Consider the following 19,472-nt stretch of genomic DNA (forward strand, 5'->3'; position numbering starts at 1 on the left):
TTCCTTGGAGCGAATGACGCGCAATAATCACCCTTGCCCCAAACAGGGCTCGGCCAACTATTAAATCGAGTTATATGCTTATAACTTGAACTAAGGTATCCGTTTCAGCTCGACAACTTCCCCGGTTTTAGTGCGGGCTTGATATTCACCCTCGCTTTGGCGATTCAAGTGCGTAATCCCTGAGCCCTCAGCGTTAAACAGCCATATACCATCCGGTGTGGGCGACCAGGTCAGTGGCTTATCGCCCAGCCATTGCGCGGCACACGCGATATCGCCATCCAGGGAATTGGCCTGCTCCAGCAACTCCAGGGCACACACCTTATCCTGCTGCTTCAACTCCCAATGCCCGGCCAATTGCGCGGTGGTGGGTAAAACCAGACTGCTCGCCATTGCATGGGCTCCTGCCGACACGAACAACACCTGCGACACACAGGCGATCAAATGGGAAAAACGCGGCATTTCAAGCTCCATCATAGAGCGCGGCGCCGAAGCACCGCGCGCTTACATCACGCTACGATATCGCTGACCGCTGCCTGGCCGACGGTGGTAACGAGGAAATCCGCCACGCCGTGCCCGGAGAAGTCCACGGCCAACGTACCCAGGTTGGTGCCTGAGGCGTAGGACAGAACAGCATCGCCGGCATGCCCGGTGAATGCATTGACGAAGGTCACGCCCGCACCCTTGGTGATACCGGACAGGTCGATCTTGTCCGAACCCGAGGTGAAGTCGAAGATCTTGTCCGCAGCGCCTGGCCGGGAGTCGGAACTGGCACCGTACACGAAGGTATCGCTGCCGGCGCCGCCCCACAGTTGGTCCGCACCGCCACCACCGTAGATGAGGTCGTTGCCAGCCCCGCCCTTGATGAGGTTAGCGGCCTGGTTACCAATGATCAGGTCGTTGCCCGCGCCACCAAAGGCGTTTTCGACGGTGACGCCCTTGGCGATGGACACATTGCCCACCAGCCCGCCAACGTCGGAGAACGAGGTGGCATTGAGGTTGATCTTCTGGTTTTGGGTGAAACCGGAGAAGTCCAGGGTGTCATTGCCACCACCGTCCCAGACCGAGAACACCAGCTTGTCGGCATTGGATGTGGCGCTGAGGAAATCACGCCCGGTGTTGGAGTTGAACCCGTAAGTGGTGTCACCGGCACGGGTGTTGAGGTTGGCACCGTAGAGCTTCTGGATCGCGGCGATGTCGTCGATCAGCGGGCCGGAAGCGTAAGCCTCGACGCCACCTTTGCTGAAGTTCTGGTTGGTGTTGCTCTCGCTCCAGTAACTCATGAGGCTGTAGCCGCGCGTGTCCTGTCCATAGGTCGCGTCGTTGTAGGTCGGGTTGCCATTCCCGGCGTTGTAGTCGCCAGGGTGAGCCAGGCCCAGGGTGTGGCCGATTTCATGGGTGAGGGTTTGCCGACCATAGTTGTTCAGGTCCGGGGTCTTGTTCGGCGTGTAGCTGTTGTTGGTCAGGTACCAAGAGGTGCCGTCGTAGCCTGCGCCAGTGCCGGGCAGGTAGGCGAACGCCGCCGCGCCGTCCTGGCCGCTGCTGTAGTTGCCGAAGGTCATGTGACCATCACCACCGCTGGCTTTCTCGGTGAAGGTGACGTTGGCCACGTCCGACCAGGATTGCATGGCCAGTGCGGCCTGTGCTTTCTGCTGGGCGTTGAACTGGCTGAACCCTGAGATGCCATGTTTGTTCATGGTGCTCTGGGTAGCCGAGGTGAGGAAGGTGTAGGTCAGATCGATCTTGCCGTTGCCATCAAAGTCCCGATACGCGGCGCCATCCCGCAGCAGCTGGGTAGCTGCCTGGTCGACGGTGTAGGACGGTTTGCCATTGACCGTGAGGTTGCCGCCACGGTCATACAAGTGGCTGAAGCTATCGATTTGCGAGTAAGCAGTGCTGGCTTGCGCGGCAGATACAATAGCCTTGTCTTTTACTTTTGACATAAACGTACTTCCTTGTTTGCAAGTGCATCAGTCTTTGTTCGATAGGAACCTCGCGGGCGAGGATAGTCCTATCACTCACCTCTTTTGAAGGCGTAAGAAAACTGACACAACTTGAAATCTTTCGTCTACCACTATTTCCACGGCTAAAATGTGACGCAGGTTCAACTTGAGTAAGTCGCACGTAGTGTTTACTGGGAACCCTTGCTTTTTAGCTGCCTCGTTTGACGCGGTGATATTTAAATATTAAATAGCAGTAAAGCCGCTCGAGTTGAGCGGCGCACTTGAATAATGGATCCAATATATTGTCACGGTGTCAATGGCAGCATTAAAGAGCCATCATTCGCACTATTAAAGTGCGTTGTCCCCTATTACCGGGACATACACCACCCGCACTTGTGCAATGCTTCAAAGAGCGTCTCGCCGGTCAGCCCAGGCACTTTGACGCCCTCTTGCGTGCTCATGTCTTCGCCCGCCAGTATCGCGTTGATGATCGCCTCTTCCACTGCCTCGGCCGCAGCGCTGAACAGCGGCGAGATATGATCGTTATTGACCATGTGCAGCGCCGTTTGCAGTGGCAGGTCTCTACGCCCGTAGTCTGCCGGCGGCAAATCCTGATTACCGGTGGCAAAGGCCAAAAACAGGTCGCCGCTGGAATCCTCGGTGCCACCCCCGGTGCGCGCGATGCCAATGGATGCACGCTGCGCCAGGCGTTGGCATTGGTGGGGCAGCAAGGGTGCGTCGGTGGCGATAATCACCACGATAGACCCCATGCCGGGCGTACCCCGCTCAGCGAAAGGCGACGCAATGTCCACCAAGTGACGTCCTACGGGATAACCATCAACCCGCAGCTCCTGGCGCTTGCCATGGTTGGCCTGCACCAGTACGCCGACGGTCCAGCCGCCCTGCTCCGCCGGCAAACGCCGTGACGCCGTGCCGATACCGCCCTTGAACTCGTGGCAGATCATGCCGGTGCCGCCGCCCACCGCGCCCTCCTGCACCGGTCCGCTTTCAGCGTTTTCCAGGGCCTGGCGTACATGCTCAGGTTGCACATGCTGGCCCCAGATATCGTTGAGCAAGCCGTCGTAGGTTTCCATGACCACCGGCATGCACCAGTACACTGCCGGGTCCGCCAGGCGCTCGCGCTCCAGGGCGATCAAGGTGTCACGCACAATCCCGATGCTGTGGGTGTTGGTAATCGCCATCGGCGTGGTCAACAGCCCCGCCTCGCCGATCCACTCCAGGCCGGTGGCGTCGCCGTTGCCATTGAGCACGTGGTAGCCGGCGAAACAAGGTTGGTGCCGCGCTTCCCCGGCACGCGGTTGGATCAATGTGACCCCGGTTCGGACCTGCTTGCCGTCGATCTCTGCCTTAAGCGTGGTGTGACCCACGCGAACCCCGGGAACATCGGTGATGGCATTCAATTCGCCGGGCGTGCCCAGCCCCAACGTGATGCCCAATTGACGTGCTCGCATACCCACTCCTTACAATTTCTGGAACGCCGGGCTCAACCGGCCACTGATGCAATACAGAATCACCGACAGGGCCAGCAAGCCGATGATGATCATGATGTCGCGCACCGATGCCTCCAGGATCAAGGTCACCAGCAGGTACCCCGCGCCGAGCACCGCCAGCAAGGCCGGCAGCGGCCACAACGGCATGCGATAGGGATGCTCGCGATCACGCAGCAGTACCCGGCTCATCAGCGCACTCAGCGCCACCACCAGGTACACCAGCATGATCAGCAAGACGCTGAACGAGGTCAGGTCGGCCAGGTTCGAGCTGAAACTCAACAGCGCCGAAGGAATCGCCAGGAACAGCGTCGCCAGCCACGGCGAATCCCAGCGCGGGTGAATGCGCGTGAACAGCTTGTTGATGCTCGGCGTCCACAACGCATCACGACCGCTGCTGAACACCACGCGGCCAATCTGGATGACGATGGCGACAATGGCATTGAACACTGACAGGAAAATCCCGGCACTGACCAGTCGCGACAGGGTTTCATTGCCATGGCTGGTCAACAGGTAACCGATGGGATCGGGGCTGCTGATCATCGCGCTCAGGGACGGCGCGCCAATCAACAATGCCGTGATCGGCACCAGCTCGATCACCACCACCAGGCCCAGGGACCACAACACCGCCTTGTGTACGCCCTTGCCGCCGCATTTCATGTCTTCGGCCAGCAACACCGCCGGGCCGTAACCATTGAACGAGAACAGGCCGATACCAACCGCGCCGATCACCAGGGCCCAGGGCGCCAAGTGCAACACGCCGTTTTCGACGATCTGCGGCTGGAACAACACACTGGCCGGCTGCACCGGGTTGCCAAAGCCGATCACCACGATCACCAGCAAGGCCGCCACTTCCAGCAGCAGGCACGTGCCGGTGATCCAGGCGTTGAGCTTGATATTGAGAATACCCAGGGCGTAGCTGGATACCACGATCACCAGGGCGACGGTCTGTGAATCGAAGTTCGTGCCCAGGGCGTTATTCAGGTAAGTCGCCGCACCGGTCGCCAATACCGGCGGGATAAACAGCAACATCACCAGCACGGTCAGAAACGTCGCGTAGCCGGCCATGCCGCCGAACACCCGCTTGGCATACACATACTCACCCCCGGCGCTGTTATGGGCACGGCCCAGCTCCGCGTAACAGAAGGCGAACATCAGCGCCAGCAACGCGGCCATCACAAAAGCGAGGAACACGCCGCTGCCCGCCTGCTGGATGGCAAACGGGGCAATCACGAATACGGAACTGGCTGGCGTTACCGCGGAAACGGTAATGGCCACTACATCAAAGACGCTCAGGGTGGGCTTTAGCACGCCATCGGGCGCGGGGGTAGCACTCATATCGTTATCCTCTGTCGTTGTTTTTGGTGTGAGGCAGAAACGAAAAATGATGTTTTTGCGGGATATGCTTCCCGCTGGATGACTACGACGTTATCGGCCCTGGATCTATCAGCCAATTCCCCTATTGGCGTACTCCCCTTGACGATGCCCGCTAAAAGCCGAACCCTTGGCCGACCTTTTGATGGTGGGAGCCTGCTACATGAGTTTGTTCAGGGAAATCGGCATGCACGCGGGGTTGGGCCGCACCCTGTCACAGATCGGCACCGAACGGTTCTGGAAACAGCTGGTGCTGTTGCTGCACCAATGCCTGCCCTTCGATAACGCCCTGGCGATTTTCTACCCGCTGGATGGCCCGCCCCAGGCCCTGGAGGAATACGACGCCCAACCCAGCAGCAAACCTGCTTCGATGCTGGTGTACCTCAATGGCCTGTACCTGCTCGATCCGTTTTACCAGGCGTGCCGCGAGCAATATGCCAGCGGCGTTTACCGCCTGGAGGAAGTGGCGCCGGACCATTTCCGCCAGAGTGAGTACTTTCTCAACTACTTCCACGACAACGTGCTGGAAGACGAGGTGCAATTTATCCTGCAATTGCCCGGCGCGGGCACGCTGTCACTGTCGCTGGGCATGCAGCGACGGTTCAGTTTCGAGGAAACCGGGCTGTTGACCACGCTGGCGGCCTGGGTGCTGCCGCTGATGCAGCAGCACTGGCAACAAAGCACTCAGCGGGCTCCGGCGATGGACAGCCAGATCCGAGACGCATTGAGCCACTTTGGCAGTGGTGTGCTCTCGGATCGCGAACTGGAAATCGCCCGCCTGGTATTGCGCGGTTTTTCTTCCAAGGCCATGGCCGAACGCCTCAAGATCTCGCCGGACACCGTGAAAGTGCACCGCAGGCATTTGTACGCCAAGCTGGACATCTCGTCCCAGCCCGAGTTGTTTTCTTTATTCATCCAATCATTGGGGCACGACCTGGATAATCCGTAGGTTTAGTCCGAATGAAAGAAGTTGATATGCTCCGGCAATAGATTTACACCGTCAACGCGCACAGAAAAGTTCGGCCCCTCAGGGGTGACCTTGATATTCAAGGTACTCACACCAAACTCATGACTCAACTGCACATCACCGACGTCCACGGGTGGGCCCGGTTGAATGTTAATAGCCGATATATTGTGGTCTTTTAGTACTAATGACACATCGATCTCGTCTTCCTTGGGATTGAAGTTCAAGATCGTGTCCGGATCATTGCTGAGGGAGTCGGTACTTTGCTCATATTTGAATGTATTTTCACCTTGCCGGCCCACCAGCTGGTCGGCAGCGCCGCCGCCGATCAGCACTGAGGCCTCGCCGCGATTGGCCTCCAGGCGCTCACGCTGGTCTGTGCCGCGCAAGACGGGAGGACTGTTTTCGGGTTGGGTCCAGGTGCCACCTGGTGGAAGGCTTTGTATGGAGGACATTTAAATCACCTTTTAGATTATGCGTTCATGTGAAAGTGTTACGTGCAACGGACCGAATTTCTCACACTGCAAACAACACTTTCCATGCGTAATATTTGACATCAAATGTCTTAAATATGACGTCATTATCTATTCAAGTGCTTTCGCCGCGGACTTATTTGCCACTCTGGATGGGAAAAAGGCTGGCTTACAGTGTGAGCCAGCCAACTTAATCAGCGTCCGGTGCGAACGGTATTCCACACGCGCGTGCGAATTCGATCAATATTCAACGGCATGGCTTCCAGTGCAAACAACTTACCCATCATATCCGGGCTCGGATACACCTTGGTGTCCGCCTTGATCGCCGGATCCACCAAGCTATCGGCCGCCGCGTTGCCGTTGGCGTAATGCACGTAGTTGGTAATGCTGGCCATCACTTCCGGGCGAAGCAGGTAGTTCATGAAGGCATAGCCGGCTCTTTCATCGGGCGCGTCGGCGGGCATGGCGACCATATCGAACCAGATGGCCGCGCCTTCCTTGGGAATGTTGTAGCCGATGTTCACGCCGTTCCTGGCCTCCTTGGCGCGGCTTTCGGCCTGCAGGATATCGCCGGAAAAGCCGACCGCCACGCAGATATCGCCGTTGGCCAAGTCAGCGGTGTATTTCGAGGAGTGGAAATACGCCACGTAAGGTCGCACTTTCATCAGCAGGTCTTCGGCTTTTTTGTAGTCCTCGGGCTTTTTGCTATGGTGCGGCAAGCCCAGGTAGTTCAGCGCTGCCGGCAGCAGCTCCGGGCCATTGTCGAGGATGGCCACCCCACATTTTTGCAGCTTGGACATGTTTTCCGGCTTGAAGATCAGGTCCCAGGAATCCACCGGCGCGTTATCGCCCAACACGGCCTTGATCTTGTCGATATTATAGCCGATGCCGGTGCTGCCCCACAGGTACGGGAAGCCGTGCTCGTTGCCCGGGTCGTTGTTTTCCACGGCCTTTAGCAGCACCGGGTTGAGGTTCTTCCAGTTCGGTAACTGGCTCTTGTCGAGCTTTTTCAGGGCGCCGCCCTGGATTTGACGGGCCATGAAGTGATTGGACGGGAACACCACGTCGTAGCCGGATTTACCGGTCATCAACTTGCCGTCGAGGGTTTCGTTGCTGTCGTACAGGTCGTAGGTGAAACCGATGCCGGTGTCTTTCTGGAAGTTCTTGGTGGTGTCCGGCGCAATGTAGTCCGACCAGTTGTAGATCTTCACGGTCTCGGCGGCCTGGCTGATGGAGGCCAGCAACATCAAGGGCAACAGGGCAATGGCTTTCATGGTTCGATTTCCTGGCGGTTTTAGGGCTGTTGTTATGGCAGGCGATCAAGGATCAAAGCGTTACAGGATCAATACGTAGGTCTTGCGCACGGTTTCATGGATATCCCAGGTGCCGGTGCTGTTGGCCGGCAACATCAGTGCGTCGCCGGCTTGTATATGGAGGGGTTCACCGTTATCGGGGGTGAAGGTGCAGCGGCCCTGGATGAAATGGCAAAACTCCTGGGACTTGATCTGCCGGCGCCAGCGCCCCGGGGTGCATTCCCAGATACCGGCCTCGACCCCATCAGTGCGCTCCACGCTCAAGGTCGAGGCCACAGCGATAGGCTCGCCCAAGGGCGCGGCGACCGGAGATGAGTCCGGCAGACGGGTGTTCAGTGCGTCTTTGAATTGCGTGATGCTCATGGGGTTTTCCCGTGTGAGTGGAACGACTTAATGCATGAAGCCTTCCATGAACCCGGCGATGCCGGTTGCCAGCCTGCGGCGCCAGGGCGCGGTATTGGGGTTGGCCAATACCTGGTCCTCATGGACAAAGCTGCGGATGATCGCGTTATAGCCCAGCCAACGGCACGGCTCGGGCTCCCAGGCCTTGAGGGCTTGCAGGCCGCGTTCGCGAATCACCCAGGGTTGACGGGTCAGGGGCGTTTCAAGGCCCAGTATCAGATCGGCCAAGGTGCGGCCGCCAAGGTTGGTGGCGCCTACGCCCTCCCCGCCATAGCCGCCGGAAAGCGCAACGCCGGTTTTATGGTCGCAGAGCATGTGCGGACGGAAATTGCGCGACATGCCGAGGTTGCCGCCCCAGGAATGGGTAATCCTTACCCTCTTCAACTGTGGGAAGAGTTCGCCAAACAGGTAGCGACGCAGCTGTACTTCGCTGTCGGTGAGATCAAAGTTGTGGCGCAACTTACCGGCAAATTGATAGCCGCCTCTGGCGCCGAACACCAAGCGGTTGTCTGCCGTGCGCTGGCCGTAGGTGACTTGTCGGCTGCTCTCGCCAAATGCCTGGCCACGACTGAGGCCGATGTCATCCCAAGTGCTGGCCGGCAACGGCTCGGTGGCGACGATCAGGCTCTGTACCGGCAACTGGTAACGCCCCAGGGGCGGCAAGGTAGTGGCGTAACCCTCCACTGCCGGTACTACCCATGCGGCACGCACACTGGCCTTGGCCGTGCGCAGGCTGCCGGATTGCCAATGGGTCACCGGGCTGTTCTCGTAGATGCTCACACCCAGGTTTTCAACGGCCCGCGCCAGGCCGCGCACCAGCTTGGCCGGGTTGATGGTCGCGACATGAGGTGCATAGATACCGCCATAGGGCTTGGCGATACGGACCTGCTCGGCCAACTGCTGCGGGCTGAGCCAACGGTAGTCATCTTCGGTAAGGCCCTGGGCATACAGCTTGTCCAGGTACTGGCGCAGGCTGGCCTCCTGCTCGGGGTAGCGTGCGGCACAATACAGCGCGCCACCTTTGCGATAGTCGCAGTCGATGCCTTCACGGACCAGCACCTGCGCCACTTCATCAGGGATGCCGTGCAGCAGGTCAAACGAAGCACGTCGTTGCTGCGGCGCGAGGCTGGCCAGCAGGCGGTCCTCGCCCAGCAGATTGCCCATCAGCCACCCACCGTTGCGCCCGGATGCGCCAAAGCCGGCGGTCTGCGCCTCGATGATGGCGATTTTCAGCTCCGGGGCCTGGCGTTTCAGGTAATAGGCGGTCCATAGGCCGGTATAGCCGGCGCCGATGATCGCCACGTTGACATCCAGGTCATGCTCCAGGGACGGCCGCGCCTCCAGCGGGTCGTCCAGCTGGTCCATCCATAGACTGATATTGCGCCATGCCGGCATGCCAGGTTCCCCTACCTCGTTTCGATAGGGTCGATCCTAGAGCGCGGCGTCAGGGGCTGTCTTGCGCGCGTGCACGCAGGGAAATTTGCTTGACGTAAGCCTTGGGCGACTGCCCGGTGTGCTGGCGGAAAGCACTGTAGAACGCCGAGAGTGAATTGAACCCGGCGGCAAAGGCCAGGTCATCGACTTTGACAGGGGCAGCGGCACTGTCCAACGCGGCCAGTAAATGCTGGAGCCGCGCCTGATTGACGTAGCGGTAGAAGCTCTGCCCCAGCACCTGATTGAGCAGGTAGGAGATCTGATTGCGGCTGTAGCCAACTTCCTTGGCGACCCGTTGCAGGTCCAGGTCCGGATCCAGATAGGGTTGCCTGGATTCAAAGTACTGCTGCAGGTCGTTCGCCATATGCCCCAATTGCTGGGGCGACAAGCCCAGGCGACTGACCGTGGGGCGCGTGGACTGGGCAGGCTGCTCATGCACCAGGGATGCATATTCATTGACTCGCCAGATCAATCCGTCGCGCACGGTGATGGCTTCGCTGGTGCGAAACGACACAAGGCCCTGGCCGCCCCGTAAAGTGATGCGGTACTGGATAAACGCGGTGTCGCCATCGGCACGGATACGGTCGGTATGCTCGATCGCCTCGTCTGCTTCTCGGGGCATGCTGGCCTGCAGGTACTCACGCAGTTCGGCATAACCCACCACGCGGTTCTGGAAGAAGTCGTGGTATTGGATCTCAGGGTGGTAATAAGTCATGACCCCGTCCAGATCGCGATGGCGCCAGCACAGGTGATGGCGCAGCACCAGCTCACGGGTGACTCGGGTGTTCCGACAATCATCGTCTGGTGTCATGTCAGGCATAAAGGGCTCTGCAGCGGAAAAAAAATACTTGAAGATGCCGAAGTTTACCCGCCCCTTCAATGGTCAGGTGCGCCCGCGGAGTGATGGCCTTTTGCCTAATCTTGCGTAGGACATGACCCATGTCAAAATTAGCGAAAAGAACCGCCGAACGGGGCTAAAAAACTCCACGTGTACTTACGAACGAATGCTATTTTTAAGGTCTTCACTGTCATGACCAGCGAAGGTCTTGACCCCTGCCGCGAGCTAAAGGAAGCGCTCAATGAACAAGGTGGGCAACATGAACAAAGTGACGTTTCCCAACGCCTGCCAGCTGATGCGCTGGCATTTTCATCCAATGGGCTTCGAGGGCAGCATGGACGCCCCCGGTAGCATGGTCGCGCGCCTGTTTGACCGGGCCAGCGGCGAGACATTGATCGCCATCGCCGGTATCCCTTGCGCCACCGTAATGAACGCTGCAGATGTGGAGCGCATCATCGAGGCGGTAGAGGATGAGCTGGAGTGTTTTGTGCCGCCGTTGTCTTTGAGGGCCTGAACACTATTTGTCAGCCCTCTCCCACATTCGCTGTGTATCAGCTGTAAGGTCAGCGCTGATCATCGAAAAAGGCTTTCTTGCCATCCACCCGCTCTGAGGCCCTGGGCACATTCACGCCCTGGCCTTCCGGCTTTTCCACATACCAATAGCAATGGCTGACCGCTCGGGTAATGCCAACATAGGCCAGGCGCAATATTTCTTCTTTTTGCGCAGTGTCATAAGGTTCGCTATCACCGTCCTTGCCCAGGCCCGCCATGCGGTAGACCTGATTCTTGTACGGCGAGCTGGTGAGATGCTGACAGTCCCCCAGTAAAAATACCACATCCGCCTGCAGGCCCTTGGCGCTGTGATAGGTCAGCTGTTTCAACCTGCGCTCGTGGGGCGGCAAGCTAGAATCCACATTAACTACAGCCTGAATATGCTCTTGAATCAGTAGTTTATCGCTACTTTTTCGATACAGCATCAATACGCTCTGGCCCCGTTGATAGTGCTCCAGCAATCGCTGGCCCAGCGCCGCATCGTCGCGCTCGAGTACCATCACAGGCACGAGTGCCTTGGGCGCACCACTGGCCTTGGCCTTCTTGCCGGGAATCGCCGGAGCACTGCGTACCACGTGTTCGGCCGCATCGATGATGTGCTGGTGGCTACGGTAGTTCTCCGCCAGCATCACGCGGGTGGTACTTGGCGAGGAAAATTCGTTATTGAAGTGCATGAAGAACTTGGGCGAACTGCCACGCCAACCATAGATCGATTGCCAGTCGTCCCCTACGCATAGCAAAGAAGAACGCTGTGCGCCGCGCCCCACATGCATCGCCGGCCCGCGACTGCGGATCTCCCTGAGGCTTGCACGTATCCACGAGACAATTTGTGGAGAAACATCCTGGAATTCGTCGATCATCAGGTGCGACATAGGCCGCAGCAATGGATCGCTGAGCAGCTTGAGGTTTTCCGGGGTGTTTTCACCGAACAGGGAGAACATCCGGTTGTAGGTCATAATCGGCGGCGATTGATCCAGCAGGTGGTCTTCCAGGGCCTTCCAGAAAATGCTCAGGGCCTCGAAGAACAACCGATCCGGATCGTCCTTGGCAAAGCGCATCTGGCCCACGGCCGTCGGTACGTCCAAACCGAGGTTCTCGATAAACCCGGCAGCCATCACAAAACCATCCAACAGCGGCGCCGAGGCCAGTTCGCCCTTGACCTTGTAATCAAAGCCAGGCCCGGCCATTGCATCGCCGGCAAGGCTGCTGATCAAGCGCTTTGAAGCCTCATAATTGTCCATCCATATCATAGGCTTACGACAAAAAGCTTGAAACAAGGTGCGCTTGACCGCCCACTCTGCACGCACGGATAGTTTCGAGTTCGGCCGGCTGAGCTGGGGGTTTTCCCGCGCATCAAAACCTAGCACCACCCACGCATCCAGCGCCGGGATATAACCGTGGCAATGAAATTGCGCACCGTTGATTTCAAAGGTCTGGCGGCTGGGCTCTATGCCCTTGATCGGCCATGCCCCGGCGCGAAACCACAGGTCTTCGATCACATCGCAAAGTTCGTCATCACGTTTGGCTGCCAGGTCTGTCACTGCGATGCGTTTTTGCACGTCCGGATGATCACGCTCCAGCTCCTTGAGTTGCAGGCCTTGGCGGGCCAACGGCGCAATCAGCTCGCGAAAACGCTGGTGGCGGCCATACAGGCGGTGATAGCAGGCATTCATCTGTTGACGCTGGGCGTCGCCGATGCGCAGGTCGAAGGGATTGCTGTCGGCGTCCGCAAAACCGTCGCTGAGGTTTTCAAAGGCCTGCAGACGCTCGAAGCCCGGCAGGCTGCGCACCATTGGCAGGATGCGCGAGTGGAAGGTACGCACCACAGCCTGGGCTTCCTTCATACCAAGGGGTTGGCCCCACAAGCTGAGAATATCCATGAGCTTGTGAATAAAGTCTTTACGCGACTCGCGAGTAAAGGTCACCACCGTCATCGAACTCAGCTCAAAGCCCAGGTAATGGGTCAGCAGCAGGATGCGCAGCACCAGGGATGTGGATTTACCCGCGCCGGCCCCGGCGATCACCGAAGTCGAGGGCGTATCGCTGAAAATCATCTTCCACTGCGCCGCACTTGGCTGCGCATGGGGCGGCAGCAGCCGCGCCACATCCGCCTTCATGCGTTTTTTCACATCCGCCGTGAGCGGCAACCGCCAGTCATCGAACAGGCTGTCATCCACCCCCGGCGCAGGGTGTTCGTCGGGGCGGAAGTCGCGGATCAACAGGACCTGTCGGCCCTCCTCAATGCCATCGGCCTTGCCCTCGCGATAACCATATTCCACACCCGCCTCGTGCCCACTGCGAAAGCCGTCGGCTTGGCCATGCAACCAGGAGAACCGGTGCTGCGCGCGTAAACGAGTAAGGCCATGGCCGAACAGGCGAGCGGCCAGTCGTTTCAATAGCGGCATCTCGGCCAAGGGGCGCAGTTCAGGGGGCAGATCAGGCTTGTGTTGCGGCACGCGGACTCCTGCGATGAGATTGGCTTTGATGAGGGCGTCATGGTCGCCGGAATCGGCGCTCAGTTCCAGCCAATTGCTTTGCTGTCATGCAGTTAGGCGATGAAGTGAAAGTTGTTACAGACAAAACCAATCGAATAAATAGATAGAAATCAGGTATTTTTTACGCTTTTTATAGATGATCGGCTGCTGGATGATAGGCCCATCAACAGGAGACGACCATGCTTGAACTTCGACCTTTCCACATGCTGGGCGGCGCCCATCACGGCTGGCTTGACGCCCATCACCACTTTTCCTTCGCCGAATACCACGACCCCGAGCGCATGCACTGGGGCAACCTGCGGGTATGGAACGACGACATCATCGCCCCAGGCAGTGGTTTTCCCCAGCACCCGCACCGCGACATGGAAATCATCACCTACGTGCGTGAAGGCGCGATCAGTCATGCCGATAACCTGGGCAACAAAGGCCGCACCGAGGCGGGTGATGTGCAGGTGATGAGTGCGGGCACCGGGATCGCCCATAGCGAATACAACCTGGAGGCTACGCCGACCAAGATTTTCCAGATCTGGATTATCCCGAATCAGGCTGGGCTACCGCCGTCCTGGGGCGCCAAACCGTTTCCACAAGGTAACCGTGAAGGATTTGTGACGCTTGCCAGTGGTAAGGCTGGCGACAGTGAAAGCCTGAGCATTCGTGCCGATGCACGCTTGGTGGCAGCGAACCTGAAAGCCGGGGAAAGCGCTGAGTACCGACTGGACAGCGGCCGCCGGGCGTACCTGGTGCCGGCCACGGGTGTGATTGACGTCAATGGTTTGCGGGCACAGGCGCGAGATGGCGTGGCGGTTGAAGACGAGCAGGTATTACGGGTGACGGCGATCGAGGACAGCGAGATCGTGTTGGTCGACCTGGCCTGAGCTTGAATTCTGCGGGCAGCTGAAATATGTGAGGGGGCAAGCCCCCTCCCACATTGGGTTCGGTGTGACTACTGTGCGATTGCACCGTCTACAAGTACCTGCGCCTCTTCCACCAGCCGCTTGAGGTGATCTTCGCCGATAAAGCTCTCGGCATAGATCTTGTAGATGTCCTCGGTGCCCGATGGCCGTGCGGCAAACCAACCGTTTTCGGTCATGACCTTCAAGCCGCCAATTGCCTGGTTATTGCCCGGCGCATGGCTGAGAATCTGCTGGATGCTCTCCCCGGCCAATTGCGTGGACGTCACCTGCTCCGGCGAGAGCTTGCCCAGCAACGCTTTCTGCGCCGGGGTCGCCTTGGCATCGACGCGAATGGCAAACGGCTCGCCCAGCGCGTCGGTCAGGCCGCGGTAGATCTGGCTCGGGTCCTGGCCTTTGCGCGAGGTCATTTCCGCCGCCAGCAAAGCCGGGATCAAGCCGTCCTTGTCAGTGCTCCAAACCGTGCCGTCCTTGCGCAGGAACGAGGCACCGGCGCTTTCTTCACCACCAAAGCCCAACGAACCTTCGAACAAGCCATCGGCGAACCATTTGAAGCCCACTGGCACTTCGTACAAACGGCGACCGATACGCGCAGCGACGCGATCAATCAAGCCGCTGCTGACCACGGTCTTGCCCACGGCAGCATCGGCGCGCCAGTCAGGGCGGTTCTGGAACAGGTAATCGATGGACACCGCCAGGTAGTTGTTCGGCGCCAACAGGCCGCCGGACGGGGTGACGATGCCGTGGCGGTCATGGTCAGGGTCACAGGCGAACGCGACGTCGAATCGTTCCTTGAGGCCGATCAGGCCCTGCATGGCGTAGCTGGACGACGGGTCCATGCGAATCTGGCCATCCCAGTCGACGCTCATGAAGCGGAAAGTCGCATCGACTTCGGTGTTCACTACCTCCAGGTTCAGACGGTAGTGCTCGGCAATCGCCGACCAGTAGCGCACCCCGGCTCCGCCCAATGGGTCCACGCCCAGGCGCAGGTCGGCGCTGCGGATCGTATCCATGTCGATCACATTGACCAGGTCAGCCACATAGCTGTTGAGGTAGTCATGACGATGGGTGGTGTCCGCCTTGAGCGCCTGGGCGTGGGTGATGCGCTTGACCCCGGCCAGCTTGTTGGCAAGCAGTTCATTGGCCTTGGCTTCGATCCACTTGGTGACGTGAGTATCGGCCGGGCCCCCATTAGGCGGGTTGTATTTGTAGCCGCCACTCTGCGGCGGGTTGTGGGACGGTGTAATCACGATACCGTCCGCCAGGCCGCTGGTGCGGCCACGGTTGTAGCAGATGATCGCGTGGGAAATCGCCGGGGTCGGCGTGTACTCGTCGCCTTCGGCCAGCATGACGTGTACGCCATTGGCGGCCAATACCTCCAGGGCACTGGCACCGGCAGGTGTGGACAGCGCATGGGTATCCAGGCCCACGAACAACGGCCCGTTGATGCCTTGAGCTTCGCGGTACAGGCAGATGGCCTGGCTGATCGCGAGTACATGCCATTCGTTGAAGCTCAGCTCGAACGAGCTGCCCCGGTGCCCGGAGGTGCCAAAGGCCACACGCTGGGTAGAGATTGCTGCATCAGGCTGGCCGGTGTAATAGGCCGTGACCAGTCGCGGGATATCCACCAGCAACTGGGCCGGCGCCGGTTTGCCCGCAAAAGGACTGATAGTCATGCATAAACCTCGAAAAGAAGGATTCGGAAAAGTGTCAGTTTACTGGGACTTGGACTACTGTGCGACGGTATCGATCCTACAGCGCACAGAGAAATTTCATACGCTAGACAGTCTGCGCCTCGAGCAACGCCTGAGCCAGCGCATCCAGGGTGACATCCAGATTGGGCTGCCCCGTAAACGTATGGCTCAAGCGCATATGCTGATGGTGCAAGCCGCTGAGGCTGAATAACTCACCCGGCGCTATCACGACCTGTTGCGTGAGCATCCGTTGAAAGATCAAGCGCATATCCACTGGCGCCACCGACTGCAACCAGAAGCTCGCCCCGGCGATGGGCATCCGGTAGCTCACGCGCCCTTGCATGCGTGCGTCCAACCGCAGGCTCATGGCCTGCGCTTGCTCCTGTAGAAGTTGGCGCAATGCCTGCAGGTGCTGATCAAAGCGCCCGCTCTGATAAAGCCGGGCAATGGCCCGCTGACGGATTGACGACAAACGAAATGAGCGCAGTAAAAACTGGCGCTGCAATTCACTGCTCATTTGATGCGACAGTAAATAGCCAAAGGGCGCTTCCGGACCCAACACCTTCTCGAACGACGAGAACACCAGCAGCCGCTCCGGGTTGACCAGATGACGCAGGGCTGCCTGGGATGGCGTATAGCTCAGTTCACCAAAGGTATCGTTCTCCAGTAGCCAGCAACCGTGTTGGTCAAGCAAATGCGCAATCTGCAGCCGCTCCGGAACCGATAACGCCGTACCTGATGGCATGCTCACTACCGATGACAACAGCACCAGGTGCACGGGTTCGTGAAGCAACAAGTGCTCGAACATCGCGAGGTCGAACCGGCCATCGGCTAGCCAGGGCAATTCGATCACCCGTACACCAGCAGCCTGCAACAGGCGCAAGACCCGATAATCACAGGGTGATTCGGTCACCAATACGGTGCCCTTGAGACCCAGGGCGTCAATCAGTATCTCCAGGACACCCTGTAGATCGGCACCGATATACACCTCGTCGGCCTGCCAGCAGCGTGTAGGCGACGAGGTATAACGTGCCGCCAACGCTGCGCGCAGCTCCCACACGCCACAGGGTTGCGACCAGGGCTGCAGTTGGTTCGCGTAGCGGCGCACCAATTTACGCTCCAGCGTCAGCAAGTCACCATCCAGCGAGCCCAGCAGCGCGGGCTCATCCCCACTGAGCACAACCATGGCCGGCCGCCGCGCCGCCGCGTAGAGCCTTTCGAGCAGGTCAGCACCCGCCATCAGCTGTGGGTTGGCAGCTACCGGCCAGGCGAAGTATCCCGACTTGGCCACCGAGTACACCCGCCCTTCCTTCTCCAGCAGCGAGTAGGCGTATTGGATCGTCGAGATTGACACGTTCAAGCGTGTCGACAGCTGCCGCAAGGATGGCAACTTGACCGGTGTTTCCAGGCTGACTTCGTTGATCAGGTTGATCATGTAGCGGTACACCGCCTGATAGGCAAAGTCTGCCTGTCGCTCTCCCCGCAGGTTCATGGCCGCTCACCGGCCTGTACAGACGAATACACGTTAACGCACCGATAACCGTGCAGTCGGTGCTTCGGACTGCGTGAATCGCGGCTTGCGTGCCAGGATGCCACGCTCGACCTGCAGCGGGCGCTTGCGGTACACGTGCTGCAATATCGGCAGCGGCAACCCGCTGGTATCCACCAGCCACTGTTGCAGCATGTCTGCTGCGGGCTTGCCTTGGAGCGCCTTGTGCAGCTCGGGGAGCGCCACCAGCATGCCGGGATGGCATTGACGCAAGAAGCCCTCCAGCCGCTCGCCGTGCTCAATGAAGGGTGCGAACAGCAGGCAGGTCAACTGACCCTCGTCCAAGCCGAAGAATTCTTGGGCATAGGTGGTGGACAGGATGCGCCCATCCTCGCTTGACGCCTCGGCGATCAATTCATTTGGGATTTTCCTACGGCGCATATAGTCCATCGCCTGGCGAATAAAACTCTCGACGCCATGCTCATAAGAAAGCTCACGCAGGCACTGGGCCTGCAAGCCGTGCAAGTGAGCCATGAGTAATGGATTGGGGGCGGCAGGATGGCTGAAGTGAAAATCAAACGGGTCCTGCTTGTGCGCCAGGAAGTCAGTCAGCAGCGTGGATCGGGATACATCCACATCATCGAGCAAGTCGGCAATGCCGATATAGGCCAGATGACGGTACCCGCCCCGGCCCAGCTCCTCTGTACCCACATAATGCTCGCCATAGAGATCACGGTAGCAAGCGATACTCCACTCCTCCATGCGTGCAAACAGCCGGTTGAGCGACATCGGTTTGCCACGCGCGAAATCAAGGCCGGTTGCCAGCGCGGTTTTTTTCAGCCACGCCAGGTATTGGCTTTGCTTGCGTGGCGAGTCACCGCTGACCATGGCATGCACACCGCCGTTCCAGGTGGCGACGCACTGGTAGAACTCACCGAAGGCCAGGTAGGTGTCGTTGCACAGCGTGGCGCGGATATCGCCGGACGTCAGGTGGCCCAGCAGTAGCATATTGCGCTGACTGACCTCACGCCCGGCGCTGGAAGCCGGGCGTTGCGGATTGAAGGGCTGGACGTCGCGGTTCTCGACCATCAACAGCTCCACACGCGGGTCGTCATGAAAAAACAGCGCGCTATAGCCTTGGTTCAAGTTGTCGAGGGTGGCCTGGGTCATGCCGGCATAGCGCAGGGTAGCAACCCGCAGGTGAAACGTCTTGGGCGCGCGGCCCGCGATGGTCAGTTGCGCGGCTCGCAGCATTGCCAGCGTGTAACTGCTGACCTCACCGCCGCCGTGGGTGATCAGCACTTTGTAGTGGCCCACTTGCTCCATGCCACCGGCTGCCACCACAATTCGCTGGACCAACAATTGAAGTACAGTCCGCTCGGACCGCGTGAAATGCCCGATCATACGCTGCAGAACTTGTTGGTAAACATAGTTCATGGCTTGCTCATGAATTGCGCTCATTATTCTACTACCTGAGTTGAAGTGTCAGTTTCAAGCAACTATCAATATGAATTGCTCGACCCATTACGACTGTAGGTGTGTCGGGTGCCACACGGCGCAAAGACAGTTGTACATTAGCACTTTGCAATAAAAGCATCGGCAACCTCATGCCTTCCTACTGTGGCCAAACCCCGGGAAAATCGCGCTCCAGCTTGAATATAGACGCGTCGAATTACCGACCCTAGGAATACTCCGACAACTTCCTACACTGTTTTAACTAAAAAACGAGGGACACATCTGACGAATATTAATCACCCATTTTAATCTGCTCCTTGCAAAACAACCGGGCGCCTTCAGTACACTTTCAGGATGCACAGAGGCGCCTTGCTTAGTTCCTGAAGTACGCGGCGGGAATATCAGGCAATCAATCATTGCTCAATCCTTGAGATGACAGGGTAGGCACAATTATCGGCGCTCAAGTAATGATTAACAGATACAGACGATCACCGAAAACCCGTTCAGATTCGCCAGGCCCGAGACATTAATGGCGCCCACACGACAGCGCCGCACTGGGTTTCAGGGCGGCGTAAGGGGAAAAAGGTATTGTTTGCGGGGTGGAGCCCCCCTGGTCAGGCTCAACCCGGG

General features: G+C 58.7%; 16 protein-coding genes. 3 read left to right on the forward strand and 13 right to left on the reverse strand.

All coding sequences use genetic code 11. The annotated features are described in order from the left end of the window. Positions 1-90: 90 nt before the first annotated feature. The 4 genes from QZR30_RS09310 to QZR30_RS09325 all read right to left on the reverse strand — a co-directional run bounded on the left by QZR30_RS09310 (position 91) and on the right by QZR30_RS09325 (position 4,786). A complete protein-coding gene (locus QZR30_RS09310) occupies positions 91-459 on the reverse strand; it encodes an AprI/Inh family metalloprotease inhibitor (RefSeq protein ID WP_046068084.1) in 369 nt (122 codons plus the stop codon). 47 nt (positions 460-506) lie between these two features. After that, positions 507-1,940: a serralysin family metalloprotease gene (locus tag QZR30_RS09315; RefSeq protein ID WP_046068083.1), complete on the reverse strand. Its 1,434-nt coding sequence runs from the start codon at positions 1,938-1,940 to the stop codon at positions 507-509. Positions 1,941-2,308: 368 nt separating this feature from the next. Continuing rightward, positions 2,309-3,412: a DmpA family aminopeptidase gene (locus QZR30_RS09320; RefSeq protein ID WP_046068082.1), complete on the reverse strand. Its 1,104-nt coding sequence runs from the start codon at positions 3,410-3,412 to the stop codon at positions 2,309-2,311. Positions 3,413-3,421: 9 nt separating this feature from the next. Next, positions 3,422-4,786 carry an APC family permease gene (locus QZR30_RS09325; protein ID WP_043049392.1) on the reverse strand — a complete coding sequence of 455 codons (1,365 nt, stop codon included), beginning with the start codon at positions 4,784-4,786 and terminating at the stop codon, positions 3,422-3,424. A 199-nt stretch (positions 4,787-4,985) separates the two neighbouring features. On the opposite strand from QZR30_RS09325, the gene QZR30_RS09330 reads away from it, so the two are divergent. Further along, positions 4,986-5,771, forward strand: coding sequence for a helix-turn-helix transcriptional regulator (locus tag QZR30_RS09330; RefSeq protein ID WP_046068081.1), 786 nt, complete (start codon positions 4,986-4,988; stop codon positions 5,769-5,771). A 2-nt stretch (positions 5,772-5,773) separates the two neighbouring features. Here QZR30_RS09330 and QZR30_RS09335 read toward each other — a convergent pair whose 3' ends face one another. The 5 genes from QZR30_RS09335 to QZR30_RS09355 form a co-directional block, all read right to left on the reverse strand. Then, positions 5,774-6,241: a M10 family metallopeptidase C-terminal domain-containing protein gene (locus tag QZR30_RS09335; RefSeq protein WP_059397386.1), complete on the reverse strand. Its 468-nt coding sequence runs from the start codon at positions 6,239-6,241 to the stop codon at positions 5,774-5,776. A gap of 212 nt (positions 6,242-6,453) precedes the next feature. Then, positions 6,454-7,533 (reverse strand): polyamine ABC transporter substrate-binding protein, encoded by a 1,080-nt coding sequence (locus tag QZR30_RS09340; RefSeq protein ID WP_056845919.1) that lies wholly within the window; start codon positions 7,531-7,533, stop codon positions 6,454-6,456. A gap of 60 nt (positions 7,534-7,593) precedes the next feature. Further along, positions 7,594-7,935 carry a cupin domain-containing protein gene (locus QZR30_RS09345; RefSeq protein WP_274354710.1) on the reverse strand — a complete coding sequence of 114 codons (342 nt, stop codon included), beginning with the start codon at positions 7,933-7,935 and terminating at the stop codon, positions 7,594-7,596. Positions 7,936-7,962: 27 nt separating this feature from the next. Beyond that, a complete protein-coding gene (locus QZR30_RS09350; RefSeq protein WP_056845918.1) occupies positions 7,963-9,369 on the reverse strand; it encodes an NAD(P)/FAD-dependent oxidoreductase in 1,407 nt (468 codons plus the stop codon). Positions 9,370-9,418: 49 nt separating this feature from the next. Continuing rightward, positions 9,419-10,228, reverse strand: coding sequence for a helix-turn-helix transcriptional regulator (locus tag QZR30_RS09355; protein ID WP_311903225.1), 810 nt, complete (start codon positions 10,226-10,228; stop codon positions 9,419-9,421). A 259-nt stretch (positions 10,229-10,487) separates the two neighbouring features. Between QZR30_RS09355 and QZR30_RS09360 the strand changes: the two genes are divergently transcribed. Then, entirely contained in the window at positions 10,488-10,760 is a 273-nt protein-coding gene (locus tag QZR30_RS09360; RefSeq protein WP_026013572.1) for a DUF1652 domain-containing protein, read from the forward strand. A gap of 49 nt (positions 10,761-10,809) precedes the next feature. On the opposite strand, the gene QZR30_RS09365 is transcribed toward QZR30_RS09360, so the two are convergent. Continuing rightward, positions 10,810-13,254 (reverse strand): UvrD-helicase domain-containing protein, encoded by a 2,445-nt coding sequence (locus QZR30_RS09365; protein WP_311903226.1) that lies wholly within the window; start codon positions 13,252-13,254, stop codon positions 10,810-10,812. Between the two features lie 218 nt (positions 13,255-13,472). Here QZR30_RS09365 and QZR30_RS09370 point away from each other — a divergent pair, with 218 nt between their 5' ends. After that, a complete protein-coding gene (locus tag QZR30_RS09370) occupies positions 13,473-14,168 on the forward strand; it encodes a pirin family protein (RefSeq protein ID WP_046068074.1) in 696 nt (231 codons plus the stop codon). Between the two features lie 68 nt (positions 14,169-14,236). On the opposite strand, the gene pgm is transcribed toward QZR30_RS09370, so the two are convergent. From pgm to QZR30_RS09385, 3 genes are all read right to left on the reverse strand, one after another. Further along, positions 14,237-15,880: a phosphoglucomutase (alpha-D-glucose-1,6-bisphosphate-dependent) gene (pgm, locus tag QZR30_RS09375; protein WP_056845914.1), complete on the reverse strand. Its 1,644-nt coding sequence runs from the start codon at positions 15,878-15,880 to the stop codon at positions 14,237-14,239. Between the two features lie 103 nt (positions 15,881-15,983). Continuing rightward, entirely contained in the window at positions 15,984-17,390 is a 1,407-nt protein-coding gene (locus QZR30_RS09380; protein WP_059397393.1) for an aminotransferase-like domain-containing protein, read from the reverse strand. A 33-nt stretch (positions 17,391-17,423) separates the two neighbouring features. After that, positions 17,424-18,848 carry a hypothetical protein gene (locus QZR30_RS09385; RefSeq protein WP_311903227.1) on the reverse strand — a complete coding sequence of 475 codons (1,425 nt, stop codon included), beginning with the start codon at positions 18,846-18,848 and terminating at the stop codon, positions 17,424-17,426. Positions 18,849-19,472 lie beyond the last annotated feature (624 nt).

It is taken from the genome of Pseudomonas sp. rhizo25 (assembly GCF_031931935.1).
Lineage (GTDB): Bacteria > Pseudomonadota > Gammaproteobacteria > Pseudomonadales > Pseudomonadaceae > Aquipseudomonas > Aquipseudomonas synxantha.

Bases quoted from the DNA above. Each gene is read 5' to 3' on its own strand.
- QZR30_RS09310 (WP_046068084.1), bottom strand. From the start codon at position 459: ATGCCGCGTTTTTCCCATTTGATCGCCTGTGTGTCGCAGGTGTTGTTC.
- QZR30_RS09315 (WP_046068083.1), bottom strand. From the start codon at position 1,940: ATGTCAAAAGTAAAAGACAAGGCTATTGTATCTGCCGCGCAAGCCAGC.
- QZR30_RS09320 (WP_046068082.1), bottom strand. From the start codon at position 3,412: ATGCGAGCACGTCAATTGGGCATCACGTTGGGGCTGGGCACGCCCGGC.
- QZR30_RS09325 (WP_043049392.1), bottom strand. From the start codon at position 4,786: ATGAGTGCTACCCCCGCGCCCGATGGCGTGCTAAAGCCCACCCTGAGC.
- QZR30_RS09330 (WP_046068081.1), top strand. From the start codon at position 4,986: ATGAGTTTGTTCAGGGAAATCGGCATGCACGCGGGGTTGGGCCGCACC.
- QZR30_RS09335 (WP_059397386.1), bottom strand. From the start codon at position 6,241: ATGTCCTCCATACAAAGCCTTCCACCAGGTGGCACCTGGACCCAACCC.
- QZR30_RS09340 (WP_056845919.1), bottom strand. From the start codon at position 7,533: ATGAAAGCCATTGCCCTGTTGCCCTTGATGTTGCTGGCCTCCATCAGC.
- QZR30_RS09345 (WP_274354710.1), bottom strand. From the start codon at position 7,935: ATGAGCATCACGCAATTCAAAGACGCACTGAACACCCGTCTGCCGGAC.
- QZR30_RS09350 (WP_056845918.1), bottom strand. From the start codon at position 9,369: ATGCCGGCATGGCGCAATATCAGTCTATGGATGGACCAGCTGGACGAC.
- QZR30_RS09355 (WP_311903225.1), bottom strand. From the start codon at position 10,228: ATGCCTGACATGACACCAGACGATGATTGTCGGAACACCCGAGTCACC.
- QZR30_RS09360 (WP_026013572.1), top strand. From the start codon at position 10,488: ATGAACAAGGTGGGCAACATGAACAAAGTGACGTTTCCCAACGCCTGC.
- QZR30_RS09370 (WP_046068074.1), top strand. From the start codon at position 13,473: ATGCTTGAACTTCGACCTTTCCACATGCTGGGCGGCGCCCATCACGGC.
- pgm (WP_056845914.1), bottom strand. From the start codon at position 15,880: ATGACTATCAGTCCTTTTGCGGGCAAACCGGCGCCGGCCCAGTTGCTG.
- QZR30_RS09380 (WP_059397393.1), bottom strand. From the start codon at position 17,390: ATGAACCTGCGGGGAGAGCGACAGGCAGACTTTGCCTATCAGGCGGTG.
- QZR30_RS09385 (WP_311903227.1), bottom strand. From the start codon at position 18,848: ATGAGCGCAATTCATGAGCAAGCCATGAACTATGTTTACCAACAAGTT.